Origin of the sequence: Streptomyces montanisoli, from assembly GCF_017813245.1 — a bacterium.
In the GTDB taxonomy this organism is placed as follows: domain Bacteria; phylum Actinomycetota; class Actinomycetes; order Streptomycetales; family Streptomycetaceae; genus Streptomyces; species Streptomyces montanisoli.
Window position 1 is genome coordinate 54,390 of the sequence record NZ_JAGIQL010000002.1, and the last position, 23,914, is coordinate 78,303.

Below are 23,914 nucleotides of genomic sequence, written 5' to 3' on the forward strand. Positions count from 1 at the left end.
GCACAGGACCCCCCACGGTCGGGGGCGGGAGGCTGATGTGGCGCTCTCCAGGTCGTAGCCGCGGCGTCACGGACGAACTCGTCGCAGGAGGAGTGCCCGTCACCGACACAGGTGCCGCAGATCGCGCCATTGTCCGGAATCCCGATGGCGACAGCCTCGGCGGCCGCGCTGGCGGCTCCTGCACACGGTGTCTGCACCGAGACGCTCGGGGCCGAGTGGCTCGTGCCCGCGACGCCCGTCATAGGAGACGCCGCGACGATCCCGCAGGCCAGAGTCGCGGTGGCCACAGCGGCGAGGACAAGGCAAAGCACCCGGACCGCAAGCCCTTGCCGGCGCTGCGGGGCGGCGGCTTGGCGGCGTACGGACATCAGCGCCATCGGCGGAGTCCGGGGAGCACGCCGGGCTGATATCGGTGGATCCCGGGAGGCGGCGAAGAGCGATGGGCAGCCCGGCGAGCGGGACACTGCCCGCTCCCAGCCCTGCCCGATGTGGTCATCGCCCGATCATCCCGAATACCTATGCGCTTTAGGTGACGGTGGCGAACATACCAGACACCCGCGAAACGCCGCGGGACACTCAGGCGAGACGCTGCGCGACCGCGGCGCTTCACGCAGCGGACAGCTATTCATGCCGGTCGCCGCCACCGCGGGCTGGGCGGCCAGAACGAGCGGGAACGCCAGCAGTGCGCCCGCCACGAGGGCTCCGCCCCACGCGGCCGCACGCCCCAGCGGCCGGTGACCGGCGAGCAGCCGCCGCACCCGGCCGGCCGCGTGACCGCCGGAGGCCGCCAGGGATGCCGCGGGCGCCACCGACCCGGCCAGCTCCACCAGGGCGGCGGCCAAGCTCAGCGGCCCGGTACGGGCGATGGCCGCGTCGTCGGCGGCCATCTCCACCAGCCGCCGCGTCTGCTCCGCCGCCACGGCGAACAGCGGCACCCGGGGAAACGCGCGCTCCAGCGCCTCGGCACCGACCAGGATCAGATGGTGGCGCTGACGGATGTGGGCCCGTTCATGAGCGATCACCGCGTCCAGTTCCTCGGGCTCCAGCACGGCCAGCGCGGCGGAGGTCAGAACGATCCGGTGACCGTGGCCGGGCAGGCAGTACGCGACCGGGCGGTCGTCGTCCAGCACGGTCACCCCTGGATCGACGTGCGTCCGTCCGACCATGGCCAGCACCGCCGCATGCCGGCTGCGCGCGCCGCGGGCCCGCAGCAGGCCCGCCGCCAGGCACCAGCCGACCCGGCCCAACAGCACCAACGCCAGGGAGATGCCGCTCGCAGCCACCACCGCGCCACCCGGTGTCGCGTACCGCTCACGCAGCATGAGGGCGCACGCCTGGAGCAGCGCGGCCAGGCTGCCACTGACCGGTACGGTCGGCACGATCAGGGCCAGCCCGGCGAGCACGGCAGAGACGACGACGGTCACGCTCAGCGCCTGCCACACACAGATCGCCAGCCGCGGCGCCCGCACCACCCAGGCCGCCCGCGCCAGTGGCGGGGCAGCTGTCGCGACAAGGGCTGCGTAGCCGAGCAGCAGCAGCGCGACCCTCATGACCGCTGTCCCCGTCGGCGTGCGGCGAGGGCCGCCCGCACCTCAGCCACCTCTTCCTCGTCCATCTCGTCGAACAGCCGCACAAGCGTCGCCGTCCGGTCGGCCCCACTCGCCCAAACCTGATCGATCAGCGAAGCCGCATACTCCTCGCGGCTCTTCGTGGCCCGGTAACGGAAGGCGCGGCCGTCCTTCGCGCGGGACAGCCAGCCCTTGCGGTGCAGGATCTCCATCACGGTCTGCACCGTGTTGTACGCCAGCCCTTGCGACCGGCCACGGTTCAGGCACTCACGCACCTCACGCACCGTCAGCGGCTCGTCCGCGACCCATACCGCGTCCATGATCGCCTGCTCAAGATCACCAAACCCTCGCATTCCGGCCGCCTCCCGTATGAAAACTTAAGCGGCATAGTACGTGCTGCCCAGGACCGATCACCCGGTTCCATTGCAGTAAGCACGCCAGTCGCGCCGACAGGCCATGCATCCCGAGGCGTCAGCTTGCGGCCTCGGGCGCCGGGACGCGGACTGCGGAACCCCGCTCCCCCAGACGGGTGAACGAAAACCCAATGCGCTTAGGTGATCGGGTAACGTGCCGGAGGGTAAGCGACATGCGACGCAAAGTCGCAGTCCTGAGCACTACGGAAGGCGTCACATGAACCGACTTCTCCTCGCCCGCCTCGGCGTTCTCGCCGGAGGGCTGCTGGTGGCCTCGGCGGGATTCGCCGGACCCGCCCAGGCCTTCTCGGCGCCCGCAGGGGACGGTGCGTCAGCACCTGCCCGCGCCACGGCGGTGGCCATGCGCACGCAGGCCACACCCATGCCCACGCACGCACACGTCCGCGATTCCAACTGCCCCATGCACTGCGCCCACTGCCGGATGGGGGACTGCTGCGGCGTCTCCACCACCTCCTCTCCGATGTCGGCGACAGCGCGCGAGCGCTGCACCGCGTGCTGCGCCGAGGGGTGCTGCGCTACGCAGACCTGGCCGACGGCGTACTCAGCTGAACGGGAGACGATGGCGACTCCTGCGCATCTGGCGGTTGTCGTGCCGTCCGGGGTGCGGTCGTAAGGCGGAAGTCCGGTCTCGGGGCGTGCGGGCGTTCCGCGTAGCGCCGGCAGCGCAGCGGCGCGGGTGAGCCCGAGTGGGTGCCCCGTGTACAGCGCGGGCCGCACGCCCCCAGCCGCTTCCTTCCGTGCTTTCGACATCTCCATCGAACTCGGGGCAGGACAGTCTCAGCAGAATCCGGATTCCCTCAGCGAGCCATCAGCGGCGAGGTCACGAGCGCACCAACCGGCCGATGGCGTCCTGCGCTTCCTTGATCTTGATGTTCGCGTCCTCGCCGCCTTCGGCAAGTGCGTCCCGGACACAGCAGGAGAGGTGCTCGTTCAGCATCTGGAGTGCGAACGACTGCAGGGCGCGCGTCGTGGCGGAGACCTGGGTGAGGACGTCGATGCAGTAGGTGTCCTGCTCGACCATGCGCTGCAGCCCGCGCACCTGTCCCTCGATTCGGCGCAGCCGCTTGAGGACGTCGTCCTTGTGATTGCTGTAGCTGACCATGCCCATTCCACCTTCCAGCACCCGCTGCCCGTTCCAGGCATGTCCTCCCTACACGCCGTCACACTACCCGCAGCGGCGGCCTTGTGGCGGTGGCGTCCCTTGCGCTCAGGTGGCTGGCAAAGATCCAGCACGCTGGCGGGCCGCGGACCGTTTTCGGCGAGCATGCGATGGGAGAAGACCTGCGCAGATTCCTTTTACTATACGCCCCCACCGTATATCGGGTACCTGGTCAGGACGGGAGCAACCGCGCCGTCCCCGCAAGGGTGCTCGCCCCTGTCATCGGTAGATGACGAGTTCGGCGGGGAAAGCGCCACGCAGGGTGAAGGGGTGGTCGTTGACGGGCCGCCCGGTGTACAGGCGGACCAGAGTGTCAGCGTCGGCGACCAGACCGGCAGGCGTTTCCTGGTGCGGCAGCCAGGTCCCCATGAGCAGGTCTCCCTCAGGCAGGTGGGCCGCCAGGAGCGGGGTGTCGCGGGTCTGGCTGCAGGTGGCGAGGAGTGCGAGAGCGTCGTCGGTGCCCTCGACCGCGTAGGCGGGAGAGATGCCGAGCGCGGCACGCACGTCCCCTGCGTGCACCCATTCACCGAGCGCGATGACGTCCAGTCGGCCGTTCGCCGCAGCGATCACCGGGCCGGCTTGGCGGTATCCGCGGTCGAGCTCGTCGATGATCCTCTCAAGCGGCCAGTCGTGTCGCTCGGACGCCGGGGAGAAGTCGTGCAGGCAGTCCTCGGCAATGCGAGTCAATCAACGAGCTGTTGAAACGTGTCGTGTTGGCGTGCTTTCACAGTCCTCTTCCTCTGTCTGGTGTGCCTGGCGGGCGTGTATCCACGCCCGACCGCGATGTGCTCCCGGATGGGTGCAGCGCGGGCCTGGGGCGTGACTGAGGCAGTAAGAGGGAGGCGGGCCGCGACGAGTGGTGTCCGGCAGTCGCCGAGGGCGAGGTGCCGGACGTGCTTGGCGCGGGATCGGTCGTCCGGGTAAGAGATGACGCAACTGTGCCGTGCAGCGGAACGTACGCCACTCTCCCCCGTGCGTGATCGGTACCCCCGTAGGGTACTTCAGTCGAACGCCCGTGCACGTTAGCACACGCACGGCGACACAGGAATAGGGGTTACGGTACCCCTGTACCGTATGCGATCAACGAGGGACTTCTGAGCAGGCCGTTCGCTGCCCGGACTCTCTGCGAGGCGGTGTGATTCGCCGCTCGGGGCGGTCTAGGCTGCCGCGTCCGCCCGGTTTTGACGCTGCGCCAGCGCGGCGATGGCTCCGGCGGCGAGCAGCACGGCTCCGATCGCCAGTCCGGCGCGGATCCCGCTGGGCCCGTCGGACAGCGTGCCCGCCAGCACCGGCCCCAGGCACTGGCCGATCGCGAAGACGGTGGTCAGTCCCGCGATGGCCGCCGTCCAATGACGTGCGGGCAGGCTCTGCCGGGCGCAGGCGGTGACGGCCGTGACCACGGAGAGGAACGAGACACCGAAGACCAGCGCCGACACGTAGGACGCAGTTGTGGAGGCGGAGACCAGCGGCAAAGCCGCGCCTACGGTGACGACGCCCATCAGCAACGCGCTTCCGCGCCCTCCGGTCAGGCGCCCGAGTACCGGACTCCAGGCGAAGCCTGCCAGGGCTGCCGCGACCCCGAGCACCACCCAGAAGACGGTGACCTGACTGTTCTCGGCTCCGTGCTGGCGCAGGAAGGCGACAATGAACGTCATGTAGGCGATGTAGCCGGCCCCGAACAGGCCGTAGGAGACCAGGAGCGCCGCGAGTGTGCGCGCGGGCCACCTCTCACGCCGCGCCTGCGCCGCACCGTCCGCGCGCCGCTCGGCAGTGCCCAGCGCCGGCAGGCACCCGGGCACGACAGCCAGCGAGAGGACGCCGAGCAGCAGCCATGGGGCCCGCCAGTGCGAGGCGCCCAGAACGGCCGGGACAAGGGCGCCGGAGAGCGCGACGCCCAGCCCCCCTCCGGCGAAGTAGACCCCGAGCAGCAGGGCCGGACTGTGTCCCCTGTCGGAGGCACCCAGCCGGGCGGCCAGCGAGCCGCCGATGATGAAGGCGGCGGCGCCGGCGATGCCCGCGATCAGGCGCAGCACGAGCAGGACGGCCATGGCCCCGCTGAGGGCGCTGGCAGCCAGCGAGGCGGCGGTCACCAAGACCCCTCCCAGCAGCACCGTGCGCTCCCCCAGACGGGCGGCGGCCACGGGTGCGGCCAGGGCCCCGGCCAGGTAGCCCACCGCGTTCGCGGTGGTGAGCGTCCCGGCCGTGGCGAAGGACCAGTCCAGGGAGGTGCGCATGGCCGGCAGCACCAGCGCGTAGGCGAAGCGGGCAAAACCCAGCGAGACCGCCGGGATCACGGCCAGGCCCAGCGCCTTGGCCAACGCGTGCGGCTCACCGACGCCGTCGGTGCCCTGCACAGCCCGCACCGTACGGGGGATGGTCATCGTGCCTCCAGGTGGGCGGTCAGCAGCTCAGCAGCGGCTCGGCGGGCAGCGGATGCCGCGCGCGGGTCATCTTCGACGAGGCGACGGGCATTCGCCCCGTCCATCAACAGGCACAGCGAGTCGGCCAGTTCACCGGGACGATCCGCTCCGGTCCGGGCGCACAGCTCGGTGAACAGGCCGCGCCACCAGCGTTTGTGGCCGGCGGCACAGGCGCGTGCCTCTGCGGCCGCCGGGCCGGCGAGCTCGGCGGAGGCGTTGACGAAGGCACAGCCGCGCCTGCCCTCGGTGCGGTGCCAATCGTCCAGCCAGTCGAAGACCAGCAGCGGCCATCGCCCGTCGGGCGCCTCTTGACCGGCGAGGTACGCCTCAATCTCGCCGCGCCTGCGGCTGTGCTGGGTCTTCAGGACCGCTGCGACCAAGGCGTCCTTGGTGCGGAAGTGCGCGTACAGGGTGGGTTTGGACACCTTGGACTCTGCGGCGATGCGGTCGACTCCGGTGTTCGTGATGCCGTGGCGGTAGAACAGATCCGCCGCGGTGTCGACCAGCCTTTGATGTGCGGTGCTCAGAGCCATACTCCTTAACTAACAGGTCTGTTAAGTGCTATGCCAGCGCAACGCCGGACCGGCGCGCAATGTCTCCATCCGGTGCGCTCCCGCAAAGCGGCAGCGCACCGGATGAAACTGAGGCATGAGCTCGGTGGCTGGAGCGAGCTGCGCTTTACCATACCCCCCTAGGGTAATTCGTCAAGAGCGCGAAATGGTCGCTCGCCCGCGCGGCAAATGGCTGTTATGTGAGCCTTCCTTCACGGGGGTTGGCCGGATGAAGCACCCCCTACTGGTCGGTCGCGCGGAAGCTTCGCAGACGCAGGCTGTTACCGACGACGAAGACGGAGGAGAAGGCCATGGCCGCTCCTGCGATCATCGGGTTGAGCAGACCGGCGGCGGCCAGCGGTAGGGCCGCGACGTTGTAGGCGAAGGCCCAGAAGAGGTTGGACTTGATGGTGCCCAGCGTCCTGCGGGACAGGCGGATCGCGTCCGCCGCCACGCGCAGATCGCCACGGACGAGGGTAAGGTCGCCTGCCTCGATGGCGGCATCCGTGCCGGTACCCATGGCGAGGCCGAGATCGGCCTGGGCCAGGGCAGCCGCGTCGTTGACGCCGTCACCGACCATGGCCACCGAACGGCCCTCGGCCTGGAGCCGCTTGACGGCCTCGACCTTGTCCTCGGGCATGACCTCGGCGATGACCTGCTCGATGCCGATCTCGCGGGCCACGGCTTCGGCGACGGTGCTGTTGTCGCCGGTGAGGAGGATCGGGGTAAGGCCGAGGGCGCGGAACCGACGGATGGCCTCGTCGCTGGTCTCCTTGATCGCGTCGGCGATTTGCAGCACGGCGCGCGCCTGCCCGTCCCATGCGACCGTGATGACGGTGGCGCCGGCGGCTTCTGCCGTCGCTTTGGCCTCTTTCAGGGCAGGCGGCAGCGCGATGGACCAGGTGTCCAGCAGCTTCTCCCGGCCGACGAGCACCGAGTGGCCGTCGACGACGCCCTTGACGCCGAGGCCGGGCACGTTGGCGAAGTCCTCGGGCGTGGGCAGCGTGCCGGTCTGCTGCATGGCTCCGGCTGCGACCGCCTGGGCGATCGGGTGCTCGGAGGCGTGCTCCAGGGAGCCTGCGAGCCTGAGTACCTCGGTCTCCGCGATCCCGGGAGCGGTGTGGGTCTTGAGCAGCGTCATCTTGCCGGTGGTCACGGTGCCGGTCTTGTCCAGGACGATGGTGTCGACCTTGCGGGTCACCTCGAGTACCTCGGGCCCCTTGATGAGAATGCCCAGTTGCGCGCCACGGCCGGTGCCGACCATCAGGGCGGTGGGTGTGGCCAGCCCCAGAGCACACGGGCAGGCGATGATCAGGACTGCGACGGCTGCGGTGAAGGCGGTGGTCAGTTCGGCGCCGCTCGCCAGCCATACGCCGAGGGTGCCCAGTGCGAGGGCGATGACGACGGGCACGAAGACCGCGGAGATGCGGTCGGCGAGGCGCTGGGCTGCGGCCTTGCCGTTCTGTGCGTCCTCGACCAGTTTGGCCATCCGGGCCAGCTGGGTGTCGCCGCCGATGCGGGTGGCTTCGATCACCAGCCGTCCGCCTGCGTTGAGCGTGGCGCCGGTGACCGTGTCCCCGGCCTGCACCTCGACGGGCACCGATTCGCCGGTGAGCATCGAGGCGTCCACGGCAGAGCTGCCCTCCACCACGAGCCCGTCGGTGGCGATCTTCTCGCCGGGGCGGACCACGAAGTGTTCTCCGACAGCAAGCTCTTCTGTGCGTACACGTCGCTCGAGACCGTCCCGCAGGACGGTGACTTCCTTGGCCCCGAGCTGGAGGAGCGCCTTCAGAGCCGCGCCGGCTTTGCGCTTGGAGCGGGCTTCGAAGAAGCGCCCGGCCAGGATGAAGGTGGTGACGCCGGCCGCCGCCTCCAAGTAGATGTTCCCGGCGCCGTCGGTGCGGGCGACCGTGAACTCGAAGGAGTGTGTCATGCCGGCCATGCCGGCGGTGCCGAAGAACAGCGCCCACAATGACCACAGGAATGCGGCCGACGTGCCCAGCGAGATGAGGGTGTCCATGGTGGCCGCCCCGTGCCGCGCGTTGGTCCAGGCCGCCCGGTGGAACGGCCAGGCCGCGTAGACCACGACAGGGGCTGCCAGCGTGAGGGAGAGCCACTGCCAGTACTCGAACTGCAACGGAGGAATCATGGCCATCGCGATGACCGGCACCGCCAGGACGACGGCGGTGATGAGCCGTTCGCGCAGCGGCCGCAGTTCGTCAACGCCGTCCACACCCGGCTTTGCGGCATCCGTCGAGGCAGCGGGGGGCGCGGGAGGCGCGGCGGTGTAGCCGGTCGCCTCCACCGTGGCGACCAGGTCGTCCACTGTGACGGAGCGGCTGTAGCTGACCTTCGCCTTCTCGGTGGCATAGTTGACGGTGGCCTCGACCCCGTCCATGCGGTTGAGCTTCTTCTCGATACGGGCAGCGCACGAAGCGCAGGTCATCCCGCCGATAGCGAGTTCGACCTGGCCCCCGTCGGGGGCAACCGTGGTCGTCATTCTTGCTCCTTGGACTGGAGATTCCCCGGCCAGAGCTTGACTCAGTCGTCCAGGGCCCGGCCGCGGGCCGCTTCGCCGCCGCGCGGCGGCGAAGCGGCTGTGTGGCTGATCAGGCGGCGTGGCCGGTGAGCTCGTAGCCCGCCTCGTCGACGGCCTTGGCGATCACCGACTCGTCCGGAGCTCCGTCGGTTGTCACCGTGACGCGCCCCGCGTCGACGTCGACGTCGACCGCACGGACGGCGGCGAGATCGCCGACGGCCTGAGTGATCGCGGTCTTGCAGTGACCGCAGCTCATGCCAGAGACCTGGTAGACGGTGACGACGCCTCCGGTGGCTTGATCGCCGGCCTCGCTGTGGCAGCTTCCGTCGGGGGTGCAGCAGGACGACATGGGATTCCTCCGAGATCGAACGTGTACGAGCACATTGCCAGGTATACCCCTTGGGGGTATTCTCACTCTCAGGTATACCCCCTCCCCCTATGAGAGGCAAGCTCCGCGAGCATGGGAGGGAATGAATGGGTAGGGCCAGATCGCCACAGAGGCACCGAGGCGGGCAGGCGTCGTCGGCGCGTCGAGACGTAGGCATTACCCCCGCTGTCTCGACGCCTCCCCGCTGACGCGCACCCCTCGCCGCGCCCACAAGGTCCCGGTTCCGCCACCCGTCAGCGTCGCACCGCTCACCAACACGCCCACATGCCCACATGCCCACATGCCCAACTCGACGGATAACGCGGCCACTCCACCGAGGCACCATCCGCGCGCGTTCGGGAGCGACTGGGGACTTGGGACTGGAATACACTACCCCCCTAGGGTATGTTCCAGGCGATGCCGGCGGGCCACGCCGGCGAAACGTCAGGAGGGCATCGTGTCCAGCACTACGTCACCACCCGCGGCTCGTCGCTGGCTTGGATTGGCAGTGATCGCCACAGCCCAGTTCATGGTCATCATGGACACGTCCATCATCGGCGTCGCGCTGCCGCGGATGCAGGAGGATCTCGGCTTCTCACAGGAGAACCTCAGCTGGGTCTTCAACGCCTACGTGATCGCTCTCGGCGGTCTGCTGCTGCTGGGTGGACGGCTGGCCGATCTGTTCGGTGCACGCCGCATCTTCACTCTGGGCTGGGTGCTGCTCGCAGGCGGCTCTCTCATGGCCGGCCTCGCCGACTCAGTCGGCCTGGAACTGGCCGGGCGCGCCCTCCAGGGCGGAAGTTCCGCGCTGATCGCGCCTTCTGCGCTCTCCATGCTCATGATGCTGTTCGGCACCCAGCCCCGGGAGTTGACCAAGGCCCTCGCACTGTACGGCGCGGCCGCGCCGGCGGGGGGAACGGCCGGCGTCTTTCTGGGCGGCGTCATCACCGAATACCTCAGCTGGCCCTGGGTCTTCTACATCAACATCCCGATCGCCGTCGTCATCCTCGCCGTCACTCCCTCACTGATGCCCGCGGGAGGGGCCCGCGGCCGCGGCGGCATCGACGTGCTCGGGGCACTGACCGTGACGGGCGGCCTGGCTGCCGCTGTCTATGCCGTCGTCCAGGCTCCCGAGGTGGGATGGGGCGCCGCGCGGACCTGGTTGGTGCTCCTCGCCGCGGCCGCTTTGCTGACCATCTTCCTGGTCACCCAGGCCCGACGACGAGCGCCGCTGGTGCGGCTCAGTATCTTCTCCACCCCGAACCTCGCCGCCGCCAACCTCGCGCAGCTGCTCCTCGGGGCCGCGTGGATCCCCATGTGGTTCTACTTGAACCTCTACTTGCAGCAGGTACTGGGGTACACGGCCTTCCCCAGTGGAGCCGCCCTGTTGCCGATGACGGTTCTGATCATGATCGGCATGATCGTTCTCGCCCCCCGGGCCATCGCTCGTTTCGGGCCGAAGGCTGTCATCGTCGCCGGCCTGCTGGTGCTGGCCCTCGGCATGGTGTGGCTCTCAGCCGTACGCTCCTCGGGTTCTTTCCTGGTCGACGTGCTGCCTGCTTCGCTGGTGGCGGCTCTGGGCATGTCCTTGGCGTTCATTCCGTCGCTCGGCACCGCGATCTCGTCCGCGCGCCCCGAGGAGGGAGGCCTGGCTTCCGGCATCGTGAACACCAGCTACCAGGTCGGCTCGGCCCTCGGCCTTGCCATCATGACCGCTGTCGCCACGGCAATGGGGGCCGACAAGCTCGGCAACCCTGCCGCCCTCACCGACGGATTCTCCGCCGCGTTCCTCGGCGCGGGTGCCATCGCACTCCTGGGTGCCCTGGCCGCAGCCGTCTTCCTACGAACGCCTGCCCCTGACCCTGTACCCGAACCGGTCAAGGAAGACGCATGACCGCTCACGCCGCCGCCCCGCCGCGCTCCTGACATCCCCTTCGGGTGGCGGCTGGACGCTGACGTCTGCCTGACGTTCCCGTCCGGCAGACGGAGCGGTCCCGGGCCTGGCCGCTACGGCCGCATGCCCACCCCGGCGGAACGCAAGAGACCGGCCCTGTTCCCCTCCGGGAAGTGCAACGCCAATCGGGGGTTGACGAAGCCCGCAGGGAAAGTGCCCGTAGGTCTGCAGTCGCAGCCACGTCCTGCTTGCCGGGAGCGCGCCCGGGGTGCACTCGTGACCTGGCCAGCAGCGGAATACCCGCAAGCTGGTTTTGATTGCTTCTCCTGTAGTGATCGTGGGAGGGGGCACTGGTGGCCGAGCTGATGATGTTCCGACGGGACGCGGACGGACGGGATGTCGAGCTGCCCAGTTCGACGGTGGCGCTGGAGGTGGAGCTGCAGCGGCGAGTCGAGGCCGGCCTGGAGCAGATGCTGGGCGTCCGGTTCCTGGCATCGGAGTATCCGACCGGTCCGTGGCACCGGGGCCGGATCGACACCCTGGGGCTGGACGAGAACGGCAGCCCGGTGGTGATCGAGTTCAAGAAGGGCTCGGACAGCGGGGTGATGTCGCAGGCGGTGTCATACCTGTCCTGGCTGGAGTCGGCCCAGTACGAGTTCGAGGCGCTCGTGCGGAAGGCGCTGGGTGCGGAGGCCGCCGCGTCAATCGACTGGCGCCGTCCGCGGATGATCTGCATCGCTGCCGGCTTCTCGCACCACGACCGGGTGGCCGTGCAGAGGCTGCCCGAGCGGATCGACCTGGTGCGCTACCGGATCTTCGACGGTGGCCTCTTGGGGCTGCTGCTCGTTGATTCGGTTATTGGCTTCCCGAGCGCTGCCTCGTCCCGCCGGGGCCGGGAGCGGGCAACGGTGGTCGACAGCGTTCCGGTGGTTCCGGCGATTTCTTCGCCGACGGGTGGCGGTGCCGTACCGGAGTGTCTACGGGACCTGTACGCGGAACTGGACGAAGCACTCACGGCGTGGGGCGAGGTGGAGGTGGCGCCGCTGCGGCACTACATCGCCTACCGGCGGTTGGTGAACGTGGCGTCGGTGATCTTTCGTCCGAAGCACGAGGCGATCCTGGTGTACCTCAGACTCGACCCGGACTCGGTCGAGCTGGAGGAGGGCTTCACCCGGGATATGCACGGCATCGGACACCTTGGGACTGGCGACCTGGAGGTGCGCGTCGTCTCGGCAACCGACCTGGAGAAGGCGGCGCCGCTCATCCGGCGGGCGTTTGAGGCCGCCTGACGCAACAGGAAGGGTGGCTGGTGCATCGGGTAGTCGATGCACCAGCCACCCTTCGGCATCTGCGGGCCGCCGGCCCCGGCCTCTCCGCTCTCACGCTCATGCCTCCGGTCCGGCCAGCTCGAAGTCGTCCTTCGTCAGTTCGGCCAGCAGCCGTTCATTGGCGACGTCGGCGTAGTGCGCGGACAGCTCGACGCCCACGAAGCGGCGTCCCTCGCGCAGGGCCGCGACCCCAGTGGAGCCGCTGCCGGTGAACGGGTCAAGGACGGTGCCCCCCTCGGGGCAGACCTGGACGAGCTGCTGCATGACCTCGACCGGCTTCTGGGTGATGTGAACCCGGCCCTTGCGGGGCTGGGAGGCGATGTAGTGCCCCGGCAGGTAGAGGTCGCGGGTGTTGTCGAGGGAGCCCTTGACGCCCCAGATGATGAACTCCGAGTCCTGCTTCGGTCCACCCTTGCGGGGCCGGCTGGACGGCTTGATCCACGAGATCGTGCCGCTCCACGTCCATCCCGCCATCTGCAGGGCGTCGGAGGTGGTCGGCTCCTGGCGCCAGTCGGTGAAGACCATGGCGACCGCGTGCTCGGTCGAGGCCCGGTACGCCTCGGTGAGCAGCTCGGTGAGCCAGGAGCGGTAGGAGCGCTGGTCACGGTTCTCGCCCGGGAAGTTGGCGAGGTCGTGCGCCGAGTTGCTGGTGACGTACTTGGCACGTGCCGTGCGGCCGGTTCGATCGGAGCTGGTACGGCCCCCGGAGTTGTACGGCGGGTCAGTGATCACCGCCTGGACGCTCTCGTCCGGGAGGGACTTCAGGACGGTCAGGGCATCGCCTCGGTGCAGCGTGTAGCTCATGGGGAGGGCCTCTCTTCGGGGACGGCGGAGTCTTGACCCGCTCCGGACAACGCTCAACGGCGTGCATCCGGCGCGGGGTTGCAGCGGAGGTTAGCGGCGAATTCCGGTCGCGCCTAACGCGGCGGCTCCCCGCTTTGGACCCCGGGACGGCAGTCGTTTGGTGCGGCCGGAATCCCGGTCTACTGTCTCGCCGTGCCACCGGGAAGGAGCGCTGCTCCCACCCCCGTTGAGCTGTGCTTATCCGCGCTGTCTCGTCCAATCGAGCAGCGTCGGAGGCATGTTGCCCATCTGCGCGCGAGCGCCGTGAGGAGGCCCACGTGCACTGCCTGAGATTACGAGCGCGGCTGGCTGCCGCGCGTGACCTGAAACCGGGGTCCGGGAGCTACCAACTCCTCCGCCCCAGGCCCGCCGAGAGGCGGATGCACATCGGCGCGGTGCCGACGGCTTTGCACGAGAAGTCGGCACCGCGTCTCCTTCGAACACCGAGGAGCCGCTGCGATGCAGCATGCCCAGGCACACCCGCGCCCCGACCCACCTCCGTCGTCTGGTCCGCACCGCCGTCGTGCTGTACGGAGGCGGCCGTGAAGAAGACGACGGGAGCCCTCGTCGGTCTGTGCGCTACCGGACCGCTCCTGCTGGCACTGCCGATCCTTGGCATCGGTGCCGGGATCGCATCGGCCTCGTGCTCGACCGGTGGTGCACAGGGTGTGGACGCCTCCGCCGTCGCCAAGCAGGTGAAGGCCATCCTGGACGGCGGCGACAAGGGCTCAGTCTCGGTGCCGGGGCTGGACGCGCCTGCCGACCAGGTGCCCAACGCCAAGACGATCCAGGCCACGGGCGTCGCGATGAACATCCCCGCCCGAGGGCAGGTCGTCGCCCTGGCGACCGCGCTGCAGGAGAGCGGCCTGCGAAACCTGACCTACGGCGACCGCGATTCGCTGGGTCTCTTCCAGCAGCGGCCGTCGATGGGCTGGGGCACGGCCAGCCAGATCCTCGACCCAGTGCACGCCTCGACGAAGTTCTACGAGGGACTCAAAAAGGTCTCCGGCTGGCAGTCCTTGTCCGTCGCCCAGGCCGCCCAGGCGGTGCAGAAGTCGGGCTTCCCCGAGGCGTACGCCAAGTGGGAGCCGCTGGCCACCGCCCTGCAGAAGTCCATCGAGCCCCTGCTGCAGAAGGCTGGCAGTGCATCGCCGAGCCCGTCGCCGTCCGGCTCTGTCGACACCAGCAGCCCCTCTCCCGATTCCGCGGGCGGTTGTTCGGCGGACGGCGACGGGACGGACTTCGGCACCATCCCGGCGGGCGCCCTGCCGGACGAGTACAAGATCCCCGCCTCCGCGCCGCCGAAAGTGCAGACGGCGATCCGGTGGGCGCTCGGCCAGCTCGGCACCCCGTATCAGTGGGGCGGCACCTGCACCGACTCCCACGGCAAGAACCCGATGGGCCGCTGCGACTGCTCCTCCCTGATGCAGGGCGCGTACAAGGCCGCCGGGGTCACCCTGACAAGGACCACGTACACGCAGGTCAAGGACGGCAAGGCCGTCTCGGTCGATGCCCTCAAGCCGGGCGATCTCCTCTTCACCGAGGGGACGGCCGCCGTGCCAGAGCACGTCGGGATGGCGATCGGACAGGGCCTGATCGTCCACGCCCCACACACCGGTGACGTCGTACGGATCACAACAGTCGCGTCCTGGAAATCACGGATTCTCGCGGCCCGCCGAGTCGTCTGACCGGCGCTCCTCCCCCTCCTCACCTCGCCCTCGCACCGCTGGTTCGCCTCGCCAGGCTTCGGCGTGCGCTCATTCAAACTGGAGTTCCCTATGTATCTCGCTGACCAGGTCATACAGCTGGCCTACGACCCCGGAATCAAGCCGAACGAGGGCGGGCTCCCGGGCCTCAACGTCCTCAAGCAGGTAATGGGCTCGATCAACCTCTTCGGGCTCATCGCCGTGGTCGGCGCCCTCGCCGTCAGTGCGGGCGTATGGGCCTGGGGGCATCACTCGGGCGGCCACCAGGCCGAGGCGAACGGGAAGAAGGGCGTGTTGGTAAGCGCGGGCGCGGCCCTTCTGCTCGGTGCGGCCAACGGTGTGGTGGCGTTCTTCTCGACACTCGGGACGCAGGTCCACTGATGGCTCAGCACTCCACCCACCCCGGCGGCGCATCTCGCGTGCGCCGCCGGGCGCTGCTCGGCGCTGCAGTCCTGGCGGTGCTCGTCGCCCTCGCCGGCCTGGCTGCCTACCTCACCCGCGAGGGCCGAAGCCCCTCCGACACTCCGGCGCCACCGCCGAGTTCGCCCACGGCGTCCTCGTCGACCGCGGCACCGTCCGGGCCGCACACCCGGCCCCGCGCTCTGCCCGTTCCGCCGAAGACCCACGATCCGATCACCTACGGGAAGGCCGCCGCAGCAGCGCTGTGGTCGTACGACACCCGCGCGTACTCGCAGCCCGATCTGCGCAAGGCGTTGCGCGGCTGGCTGACCAAGGAGTCGAAGTACGCCGATCCGGCCTCCGTCGACCAGGCGGTCCCCTCGCCCGTGCTGTGGAAGGAGATGGCGGCCAACAAGCAGGTCGCCACCGCCAAGATCAATGAGGGGCACTTCCCGCACGCCTTCACCCAGGCCCTCCAGGACGACCCTGGGGCGATCACCCAGGCGTACGTCTACGCCGTCACGGTCTCCGGCAAGCAGTCGATTAGCTGGAAGGGCTCACCCGCCGGCGGCGCGGAGAGCCGTTCCACCACCCTCGCGGTCCAGTGCCGACCCGACCACCCCTGCGCCCTGGTCGGCGTCATGCCGTCCGTCGCGCCCTGACCCTCGCCCCAGAACGGAGGTACGACCCATGGGAGTCTGCGACTTCCCGCTGATGGACAAGGTGTGCGGCGCCGTCGACTTCGCCACCAACCCCGCCGGCACCGTCACCGACGGTCTCGGCGCATGGATCGCGAAGTCGGCGGGCGAGCTGGCGTCCAGCGCGGCCGACCTGGCCGCCAACGCCGTTAACAAGACGACGGCCATCGACCTCAACGCCAGCTGGTTCCGCGACAACTACGAGCTGTTGCTGCCCATCGGCCTCGCCCTGACCGTCGGCATCTTCTGCATCCAGCTCATGACCGCGGCCTGGCGCCGAGACGAACGTGCCCTCGCCAAGGCGGCGTTCGGCACCATGACCGGAGTCCTGTTCAGCTTCTCCGCCATCGCCTTCACCACCGTCGCCATCACCGTCGTGGACGCGCTGTCCGACGGCCTCTTCAAAGCCGCCAACACCTCGATCGACGACGCGATCCGTCGTGTGATCAAGGTCGACCAGATGGGGGCCATGTACGACCTCGGCTGGGGTGTGCCCGCGCTGGTCGCCTTCGGGTGCGCGATCGGCGCCTTCCTCTACTGGGGCGTAATGGTCGCCCGCAAGGTTGGCGTCCTGATCATGGTCGCGCTCGCGGTGTTCGCCGGGGCCGGTGGCGGCTGGGAGGTCGCCAAGCGGTGGCGGCGCAGCTGGATCGAGGCCACCGGCACCCTGATCGTCTCCAAGCTGTTGATGACCGTCGTTTTCCTCATCGGCGTCTCCGCCATGGGCAAGAGCGACGCCAGCGACGGGATGGCGGCCCTGTCCGACGCGTTGGCCGGCATCGTCGTGATGGTCCTGGTGCTGCTCTGCCCCTACGCAACGTACAAATTCGTCCACTGGGCCAGCGACGGCGGCGGCCACGACGACATGCACCGCACCGGTGTCGCCGGCATGGCGGTCGCCGCCGGAGCCGCGAAGACCGCGGGCAGCCTCGCACTGCGGGCCGGTACCGGCACCCCAGCTCCGCAGGGTCCGAACCAGGTCCCTGGTGCAGGGACGGATGGCGTCGCCTCCGGCATCAACCCCTCCGGCGGCAACCTCACCAAGGAGGGCATCGACGCCGGGCCGCCCAAGCAGCAGACCCGCTTCCGATACGGCGAAGACCCGGACGCGAGCGGCGACAAGGGCCGGGCTCTGATCCAGCGCCCCGGGATCCCGCCGCTGATCACACGTCCTGGCGAGGACGAACCGGAAGGGTCCGAATCGACTGCCCAAGGCGTTGCGGGCGGCTCCGGTCACCTCGCAGCCGCATCGGCTCCGGGCGGCGACATGACCTCCATGCCGCCAGCCGACCCCGGACCTTCGGCCTCGGGCACTCCGGCGTCCGGGTCCGGTCCGTCGGCCACCGGCTCCGCGACGCCGACGAACTGGGTGTATCCCACCCAGCCGCCGTCGGGTTCCTGACCCACATCCCCGGGGGCGGGCCGCACTCCACGGCCCGCCCCCGCCTCCCCACCAGCAGGAAGGTTTCGCCATGACGTCCAGAAGAGCGCCGCGCGCCCCGTCCTCCGCCCGCTCTCACCGTCTGGAACCACCATGTCCGGCAAGCACCAGTCCTCCACGCCCACCGTGAAGTTCCCGCACCGCAGCAGGCGCGGCGTCCTGCTCGGCCTGTCCGTCCCGCAGTTGGTCGTCGCCGGGCTCACCGGCCTTCTCCTTCTCGCCGTGATCCTCGCCCGCGGTGTGGTCGGCGCCCTCCAGCTCATCCCGCTGTGGGCCGTGATCGCCCTGCTCGTCTTCGTCCGCCACCGAGGCCGTGCTCTGGCGGACTGGGCCCCGATCGTCGTCCGGTACGCGCTGCGCCGGATGCGAGGCCAGCTCGTCTGGCTCACCCGGCCCTCTCGCCGGCCGACCCGCGAGGGACTGCTCCACCTTCCCGGCACCGCTGCCAGCCTGCGCGTGACCACTGCTCCCGACGGCAAGTACGGCGCCGTCCACAACCCGCACACCGGGACGCTGACCGCGGTGGTCAAGGTCTCTTCCCGCGCCTACGCCCTGCTCGACCCGGGTACCCAGCAGGCCAACGTCGGCGGCTGGGGACGCGCGCTGGCAGCTCTCGCCCGTACCGGGCAGATCGCCCGCATCCAGGTGATCGAGCGCACCATCCCCGACTCCGGCGACGCGCTGCGCCGCTACTGGGAAGAGCACGGCCACCCCGACACCCCGATGGCCGGCGCGATCTACAACGAGCTGATCCAGAGCGCCGGTCCCGCAGCCGCCCCGCACGAGGCGTACGTCGCGGTGTCCCTGGACACCAAGGCGGCCCGTCGGCTGATCAACCAGGCCGGCGGCGGTCTCACCGGTGCCTTCAGCGTCCTCGCCCAGCTCACCTCCACGTTCGACCAGGCGGCGCGGACCGCCGGTCTCACCCCGACGGGCTGGCTCACCGCCCGCGAGATCGCCGCCGTGGTGCGCACTTCCTATGACCCGAAGGCGCTGGCGACACTCGACCGCTGGTCCACGGCCGGTCGCCCCGAGGCCGAGCCCGCCGCCGCCGGCCCCGTCGTGGTCGTCGAGAAGGCGGACCGCATCGCCACCGACTCCGCCGTGCACACCACCTACTGGGTGGAGAACTGGCCGCGCACCGAGACCGGCGCCGGCTTCCTGCACCAACTCCTGTTCACCGGCGGCGTCCGGCGCACGCTGTCGCTCTCCTACGAGCCGAAGAACCTCGACGCCGCCCTGCGCGACGTGCAGCGCAAGAAGTCCAGCGTGATCGCCGACGCCGCCGAACGAGCCCGGCGCGGCCAAGTCGACTCCGAGGCGGACTCGATCGAGTACCAGGACATCAAGTCCCGCGAACGCCAGCTCATCGCCGGGCACGCCGACGTCGCCCTGACCGGTCTGCTGACGGTCTCGGCCGACACCGAGGAAGAGCTGCGCACCGCCTGCGCCGTCGTGGAGACCGCCGCCGTCGGCGCCCAGCTCGACCTCCGGCCCCTGACCTGGCAGCAGGCCGAGGCATTCACCGCCGCCGCCCTGCCGCTCGCGCTTGCTGCCTGATCCTCCCCTTCGAAAGAGCACCCTCATGTCCCGCACCGCCAGCCCGACCGCGCAGGACTTTGTGCCCTTCGCCACCGCCGCGCTCGACTTCCACCGCGCACTCAACATCCCGGGCGGCCCGCTGGTCACCACCCGCGCCGAGCTGGACGCCCTGCACGCCCACCTCGTCTCGCTGTACGGGCTGCTCGACGCCGACGCAGGTCGCACTGGGCAGCTCGTCGCGGTCGAGGGCGACCAGCTCCGCACCGCCCGTACCCGCATCTGGCAGGCCGCCGAGCACCTCCACGCCGCCTACCACGCGGCGCCCCGGCCGGACTCCGGCGAGATCCCCGAACCGGAGGCGTGCCAGGCCGGCCTCCCAGAGGGGGCACCGGAACTGACCATCTGCCAGCGCCACCAGCGCACCGCGCATCTCGTCCGGCGGCGCACCACCCCGACCGACCTGGACGCCCCGTTCACCGGCCTCATCCGCCGCTGACCCACCCCCTCACCTGGAGAAACGCTCATGCCTCGCATCCGCGCCACCGCCTCCCCTCTGTTCGTGCCCCGTAAGACGACACGCGCCGAGCAGCGGGCCGCCCGAGCCGGTTTCGCCGAGGCCCGCCGCCAGGCACGCCTCGCCGGAAAACCGCCCAAGCACCGCGCCGAGCAGACTCTCGACCCGGATCTGCGGCCCACCTACCCGCTCGCCGGCCGCCCCGGCCCGGCCTCCGCCCGCGGCGGCAAGCTCGACCTGCCCGCACACCGGATGACCACCGCCACAGCCAGCGGCGCGTACCCGTTCGTGGCCGAGGGTGGCCTGGGCGCCGAAGGGGTGTTCATCGGCCGCGATGTGCACGCGGAGGCGGCCTTCTGCTTCGACCCGTTCTCTCTCTACAACAGCGGCCGGGTGGAGGGCTTCACCAACCCCAACGCGGTCCTGGCCGGGATCATCGGTATGGGCAAGTCGGCGCTGGCGAAATCCATCGCCACCCGGTCGATCGCCCACGGCTACCGGATCTACATCCCCTGCGATCCCAAGGGGGAGTGGACCGGTGTCTCGCAAGCCCTCGGCGGATACAGCATCGCCCTGGGCCCAGGGCTCCCCGGCCGGTTGAACCCGCTGGACGCCCCGGCCCGGCCCACCTCCGTGAGCGAGGAGGACTGGTTTACGGAGGTTCGCAAGCGCCGCCTGTTGCTGCTGGCCGGCCTCGCTCGCACCGTGCTGAAGCGCGATCTGCTGCCGATGGAGCACACCGCCCTCGATCTGGCCCTGGATCTGGTCGTCGCTGACGCCGCCGCCCGGGGCACGGTGCCGCTGCTCGGCGAGATCGCGCACGTACTCGGCTCCCCCGAACGCCTCGACCGGGCCCTCGGCCACCAGGCGGGGCAACTCGGTTCAGCCGCCCAGGACCTCGCCCACGCCCTGCGACGTCTCGTGCACGGCGATTTGAGCGGCATGTTCGACGCGCCGAGCACCGTGTCGTTCGACCCGACCACACCGATGCTGTCCATCGACCTCTCCCGTCTCGGCGGCTCCGGTGACGACACGGCACTGGTGCTCGCGATGACGTGCGCGAGCGCGTGGATGGAGTCAGCCCTCAGCGATCCCGAGGGGGGCCGTCGCTGGGTGATCTACGACGAGGCGTGGCGGCTGATGCGGCACGTCGGGCTGCTGGAGCGGATGCAGAGCCAGTGGAAGCTCTCCCGAGGGCTGGGCATCGCGAACCTGATGGTGATCCACCGCCTGAGCGATTTGCTCTCGGCGGGCGATGCAGGCTCGCGCGGCCGAGTTCTGGCCGAGGGCCTGCTGGCCGACTGCTCCACCCGGATCATCTACCGCCAAGAGCCCGACCAGCTCGCCGCCGCTGCATCTCTGCTCGGCCTGACCGGCGTCGAGACCCAGGCTGTGTCCGCCCTGACCAAGGGCCGAGGTCTGTGGAAGGTCGCCGACCGCTCCTTCATCACCCAGCACATCCTCCACCCGGCCGAGCGGGAGCTGTTCGACACCGACGCCCGCATGCACTGATTCGCCCGTCGCCCGCACCTGTACCCGCACCCCCTCGGATGGATCTGCCATGCCCAGCCACTACGACGTGCTGCCCGACCTGGCCTTCGGCCACCACCCCGTCCACGGCATCGTCGCCGAGAACCCGAAGAACCTCGCGGCCAGCGCCTGGATGCTCAAGCGATTTGACTTCCATCCCGTCCCCGACCAGCCGACGTTGTACGCGCTGGCCGACCAGAACCGTGACGGACGAGGCCGTACGAGCCGGGCCGTCGAGCTGCTGCGCAAGGCCGGCTACCAGGTCGATGTGGACACCGCACTTGACCCTACGCTGTCGCCCGATACGGCACAGGTCCGCGAATGCGGTCTCCCCAGTGAGCCAGACGTCGCCTTCGCCGATCACCCGCAGCTCGGCATCGTCGCAGCCCTCGACGACCGGGTCTCCGCCATCAGCGGGCTCATGCTGGTTGAGGACGGCTGGCGGCACAACTCGAGCCTGGACATCTACACGCTCCCCGCCACCACCGATCGCGTCGAAGCGCTGGGAAAGGTCGCCGACGCCACGTCGGCCCTGCACCGTTCGAGGCTCCAGGTCGCAGTGCAGCCCCGCCTCGCTCAAGAGGTGACGGCCCACCCCCGCCCTGCTGACACGCCGGCCGCTGGCCGTGAGCGCGGCCACGGTCCCGCTCGCGCGTCTCCGTTGAGCGCCGCCGCGCTCGCCGCCAGCCCGGCCCGTGCCGGTATCCCGGGCAGGGCGCCGGTCCCCACCTCCGCCGTCACCACAGCGGCGGTCCGTCCGGTTGACCCCCGCATCGCGTACTCACGCGACCGCTGATCCAACTCCTTAAGGAGGCCCTCCCATGGCCGTGAAGACGATCTGGCCCATCGACCACACCTGCGGCCACCATGCCGACCGCGACCTGTCCGACCGACCGGCCGACCGCCGCGCAGGCTTCGCCGAATGGCTCGCCAGGCAGGAGTGCACCGACTGCTGGCGCGCCTCGAACGAGGGCGACGAGCAGGACAAGGCCGCCTGGCTCAAGGCGAAGCGCGCCGAGGAGCAGACCGCGTCCGAAGCCTGGTCCGAGCAGTACCAGATGCCTCCACTGGAGGGGACCGAGCGGGCCGTGCCCTGGGGCGTGCGCTGTCGTCACCAGATCCTGACCAACGCCTACACCGCACTGGTCACCGAAGGCACGAACAGCGAAGCCGAGTGGGCGGAGATCGAGGAGAGCGCTCGTACGGTGACCCGCGCCGGGTGGTGGATAGACCAGAGGTCCTCCGAGCCCGAGGACCTCACCGAACTGCTCCGAGCCGCCACCGGGGCCGACCGGCCGACAGAGAACCCCTTCTTCTGACCGACCGGGTGCCCTGCTGCGGCGGGGCACCCGGCTGACCGCCACCGTGCGGCCTCTACCAGCGCTTCTCGGCCGGACCAAACCCCGGATTTGCCGGACGCTCTGCCCACTGGCCCACCTCCAACGGGTCCTTCGCTCCCTCTGCCCCGGAGACTTCCGTGCCTACCTCGATCACCATCACGTCCGAGTTCAGCGGCAGCGTCGTTGCCAAGGGCGCTACCGATGACCTCTCCGCGCAACTCCTCCGCCACGCCGGTTTCAAGCAGATCAACGACTGGCACGGCCGACGCCATCGCCTTCCCACCACCACGCCGCTCGCCGAGCAGGTCGCCATCGCCACCCATGCTGCCGAGATGCTCCGAGCCGCTCGCTACGACGTCACCCTTCCGCCCTCTCTCGACACGGCCCGGAAGAGCCCTCCGGTGCATGCGCTCAAGCCCTACGCCGCCGGAGCCGAACTTCTCACCATCACGGACCAGATCCGGGCGGCCGAAGACGGGGCCAGCCTTCAGCGCGCAGTTGACCACCTCCTTCACCCCGAGCACGGTGCTCTGGAGCGTGTCCGGGAGGCCCTGGAAGCGGCGGGAGAACAGGTCAACGACCTGGACGACGAAGCGTATGCGCTCGCTGACCGGTTCGGCTTCGCCTCGGAGTTCGTCAGCTCGGCCCAGTCTGAACTCGTCGATTCCGAGGCCGAGCTACGCCACGTAGGCACCGCGTCAGCGAGTAACTCCGCAGCACAGACCGTCCGTGATCACCGTGGTGCCGCTCTGGCCACTTCCCCCGCGGCGAACCAGGCCAAGGTCTCCTCGTCGTCCAGTTCCCAGACTGCGCCCCTCACCACGACGAGTCACCAGCCGCGCGTCTCAGCCCCCCGACGGTGACCCCAGCCGCTCTCTTGGCCGTCGGCCACCAGTACGTCGCACTCCCCCGCTCGACTCGGCCGTCCAGGGCCACTCCCCGGAGGAGGCAACATGCCCGAGTACTACTCCAGCATCGGCGAGGCCGTCGGTGCGGCCATGCAGCACAACATCCGGCTCGCCAACCGCAGCGCGGCACCGAGCTCCGACAAGCCGCTGCAGGTCAGGCGCCTGCCAAACGCTTCTGCGGATCCGTACTCCGTCCGCGGGATGATCTCTCGCCTCCACGAGGATGCCTCGCCCGATGAAGTGGCCGGCATCATCGAGGAGGTCAACGGCGCACTGGTCGGGGCTCTGCCCGAGCTGACCGAACTCGTCGCCTCTGCCGCAGACTGGACTCGCGCCCGTCTCGACTTCGACGACCCGAGTCACAATCCGACTTTCGAGACGTGGACGCGACTGGCCGCCGCTTACGGAATGCTCCAGAACGTCCGTGAGCAGTTGGAGGTCGCCGAGGACGGTGTCGCTGCCTGTCCTGCAGAGCGCACAGACCCCCGGCACCACCAAATGGTCAACGTCCTGCGCAGCCGGGAGTTGCTCGACGATGTCCTCGGTGCCGAAGTTGCTCCTGCGCCGTCCGCTGCCCGGAATTTCGATTCAGACCGGCAGCGCGCCGCCCGCGCCTCCTCGCCGTGCGCCGGACCGTCGCCGTCGACCAGCAGTCCGCCGGCCACCGCACCGCCTCCGCCCGCTCCTCGTCCTGCCGGCCGACCCCGCTGAAACGTTCCGCTTCACACTCCCT

Annotated in this window: 22 protein-coding genes; 13 read left to right on the top strand and 9 right to left on the bottom strand. The window is 69.8% G+C overall.

The window, feature by feature from the left end; all coding sequences use genetic code 11:
* Positions 1 to 503 precede the first annotated feature (503 nt).
* The 8 genes from JFN87_RS01015 to JFN87_RS01050 form a co-directional block, all read right to left on the bottom strand.
* Positions 504 to 1,550, bottom strand: a complete 1,047-nt coding sequence (locus JFN87_RS01015) for a M56 family metallopeptidase (protein ID WP_209337866.1) — start codon at positions 1,548 to 1,550, stop codon at positions 504 to 506.
* Entirely contained in the window at positions 1,547 to 1,921 is a 375-nt protein-coding gene (locus JFN87_RS01020; RefSeq protein ID WP_209337867.1) for a BlaI/MecI/CopY family transcriptional regulator, read from the bottom strand. The genes JFN87_RS01015 and JFN87_RS01020 overlap by 4 nt, the downstream gene beginning before the upstream one ends.
* 901 nt (positions 1,922 to 2,822) lie before the next feature.
* Entirely contained in the window at positions 2,823 to 3,110 is a 288-nt protein-coding gene (locus JFN87_RS01025) for a metal-sensitive transcriptional regulator (protein WP_245178541.1), read from the bottom strand.
* Between the two features lie 270 nt (positions 3,111 to 3,380).
* The gene (locus tag JFN87_RS01030; protein ID WP_209337869.1) at positions 3,381 to 3,848 is read right to left on the bottom strand and encodes a maleylpyruvate isomerase mycothiol-dependent enzyme family protein; all 468 of its coding nucleotides are present in this window, start codon (positions 3,846 to 3,848) and stop codon (positions 3,381 to 3,383) included.
* A gap of 470 nt (positions 3,849 to 4,318) precedes the next feature.
* Positions 4,319 to 5,542 carry a YbfB/YjiJ family MFS transporter gene (locus JFN87_RS01035; protein WP_209337870.1) on the bottom strand — a complete coding sequence of 408 codons (1,224 nt, stop codon included), beginning with the start codon at positions 5,540 to 5,542 and terminating at the stop codon, positions 4,319 to 4,321.
* Complete coding sequence (locus JFN87_RS01040; RefSeq protein ID WP_209337871.1) at positions 5,539 to 6,114, bottom strand: TetR/AcrR family transcriptional regulator; 576 nt, start codon at positions 6,112 to 6,114, stop codon at positions 5,539 to 5,541. Before JFN87_RS01040 ends, JFN87_RS01035 begins: the two co-directional genes overlap by 4 nt.
* Before the next feature lie 259 nt (positions 6,115 to 6,373).
* Positions 6,374 to 8,632 (bottom strand): heavy metal translocating P-type ATPase, encoded by a 2,259-nt coding sequence (locus tag JFN87_RS01045; RefSeq protein ID WP_209337872.1) that lies wholly within the window; start codon positions 8,630 to 8,632, stop codon positions 6,374 to 6,376.
* Between the two features lie 109 nt (positions 8,633 to 8,741).
* Complete coding sequence (locus tag JFN87_RS01050; RefSeq protein WP_209337873.1) at positions 8,742 to 9,020, bottom strand: heavy-metal-associated domain-containing protein; 279 nt, start codon at positions 9,018 to 9,020, stop codon at positions 8,742 to 8,744.
* Positions 9,021 to 9,546: 526 nt separating this feature from the next.
* Here JFN87_RS01050 and JFN87_RS01055 point away from each other — a divergent pair.
* Positions 9,547 to 10,932: an MFS transporter gene (locus tag JFN87_RS01055; RefSeq protein ID WP_307865248.1), complete on the top strand. Its 1,386-nt coding sequence runs from the start codon at positions 9,547 to 9,549 to the stop codon at positions 10,930 to 10,932.
* A gap of 353 nt (positions 10,933 to 11,285) precedes the next feature.
* Positions 11,286 to 12,221, top strand: coding sequence for a DUF5655 domain-containing protein (locus JFN87_RS01060; RefSeq protein WP_209337874.1), 936 nt, complete (start codon positions 11,286 to 11,288; stop codon positions 12,219 to 12,221).
* A gap of 96 nt (positions 12,222 to 12,317) precedes the next feature.
* Here JFN87_RS01060 and JFN87_RS01065 read toward each other — a convergent pair whose 3' ends face one another.
* Positions 12,318 to 13,064, bottom strand: coding sequence for a DNA-methyltransferase (locus JFN87_RS01065; protein WP_209337875.1), 747 nt, complete (start codon positions 13,062 to 13,064; stop codon positions 12,318 to 12,320).
* Between the two features lie 581 nt (positions 13,065 to 13,645).
* Here JFN87_RS01065 and JFN87_RS01070 point away from each other — a divergent pair.
* The 11 genes from JFN87_RS01070 to JFN87_RS01120 all read left to right on the top strand — a co-directional run bounded on the left by JFN87_RS01070 (position 13,646) and on the right by JFN87_RS01120 (position 23,892).
* On the top strand, positions 13,646 to 14,791 hold the full coding sequence (locus JFN87_RS01070; protein WP_209337876.1) for a C40 family peptidase: 1,146 nt from the start codon (positions 13,646 to 13,648) through the stop codon (positions 14,789 to 14,791).
* 90 nt (positions 14,792 to 14,881) lie between these two features.
* Complete coding sequence (locus JFN87_RS01075) at positions 14,882 to 15,190, top strand: DUF6112 family protein (protein ID WP_023421641.1); 309 nt, start codon at positions 14,882 to 14,884, stop codon at positions 15,188 to 15,190.
* The gene (locus JFN87_RS01080) at positions 15,190 to 15,870 is read left to right on the top strand and encodes a hypothetical protein (protein WP_209337877.1); all 681 of its coding nucleotides are present in this window, start codon (positions 15,190 to 15,192) and stop codon (positions 15,868 to 15,870) included. Before JFN87_RS01075 ends, JFN87_RS01080 begins: the two co-directional genes overlap by 1 nt.
* A 28-nt stretch (positions 15,871 to 15,898) precedes the next feature.
* On the top strand, positions 15,899 to 17,308 hold the full coding sequence (locus tag JFN87_RS01085; RefSeq protein WP_209337878.1) for an SCO6881 family protein: 1,410 nt from the start codon (positions 15,899 to 15,901) through the stop codon (positions 17,306 to 17,308).
* A 132-nt stretch (positions 17,309 to 17,440) separates the two neighbouring features.
* Positions 17,441 to 18,907: an SCO6880 family protein gene (locus JFN87_RS01090; RefSeq protein WP_209337879.1), complete on the top strand. Its 1,467-nt coding sequence runs from the start codon at positions 17,441 to 17,443 to the stop codon at positions 18,905 to 18,907.
* 25 nt (positions 18,908 to 18,932) lie between these two features.
* On the top strand, positions 18,933 to 19,385 hold the full coding sequence (locus tag JFN87_RS01095) for a DUF6238 family protein (RefSeq protein WP_209337880.1): 453 nt from the start codon (positions 18,933 to 18,935) through the stop codon (positions 19,383 to 19,385).
* Positions 19,386 to 19,412: 27 nt separating this feature from the next.
* Positions 19,413 to 20,915, top strand: a complete 1,503-nt coding sequence (locus JFN87_RS01100) for a putative type IV secretion/conjugal transfer ATPase (protein WP_209337881.1) — start codon at positions 19,413 to 19,415, stop codon at positions 20,913 to 20,915.
* A gap of 49 nt (positions 20,916 to 20,964) precedes the next feature.
* Positions 20,965 to 21,729 (top strand): hypothetical protein, encoded by a 765-nt coding sequence (locus tag JFN87_RS01105; RefSeq protein WP_209337882.1) that lies wholly within the window; start codon positions 20,965 to 20,967, stop codon positions 21,727 to 21,729.
* Positions 21,730 to 21,754: 25 nt separating this feature from the next.
* The gene (locus JFN87_RS01110) at positions 21,755 to 22,252 is read left to right on the top strand and encodes a hypothetical protein (RefSeq protein WP_209337883.1); all 498 of its coding nucleotides are present in this window, start codon (positions 21,755 to 21,757) and stop codon (positions 22,250 to 22,252) included.
* A gap of 158 nt (positions 22,253 to 22,410) precedes the next feature.
* Positions 22,411 to 23,136: a hypothetical protein gene (locus JFN87_RS01115; RefSeq protein ID WP_209337884.1), complete on the top strand. Its 726-nt coding sequence runs from the start codon at positions 22,411 to 22,413 to the stop codon at positions 23,134 to 23,136.
* A gap of 90 nt (positions 23,137 to 23,226) precedes the next feature.
* Positions 23,227 to 23,892, top strand: coding sequence for a hypothetical protein (locus tag JFN87_RS01120; RefSeq protein WP_209337885.1), 666 nt, complete (start codon positions 23,227 to 23,229; stop codon positions 23,890 to 23,892).
* Positions 23,893 to 23,914: the final 22 nt, after the last annotated feature.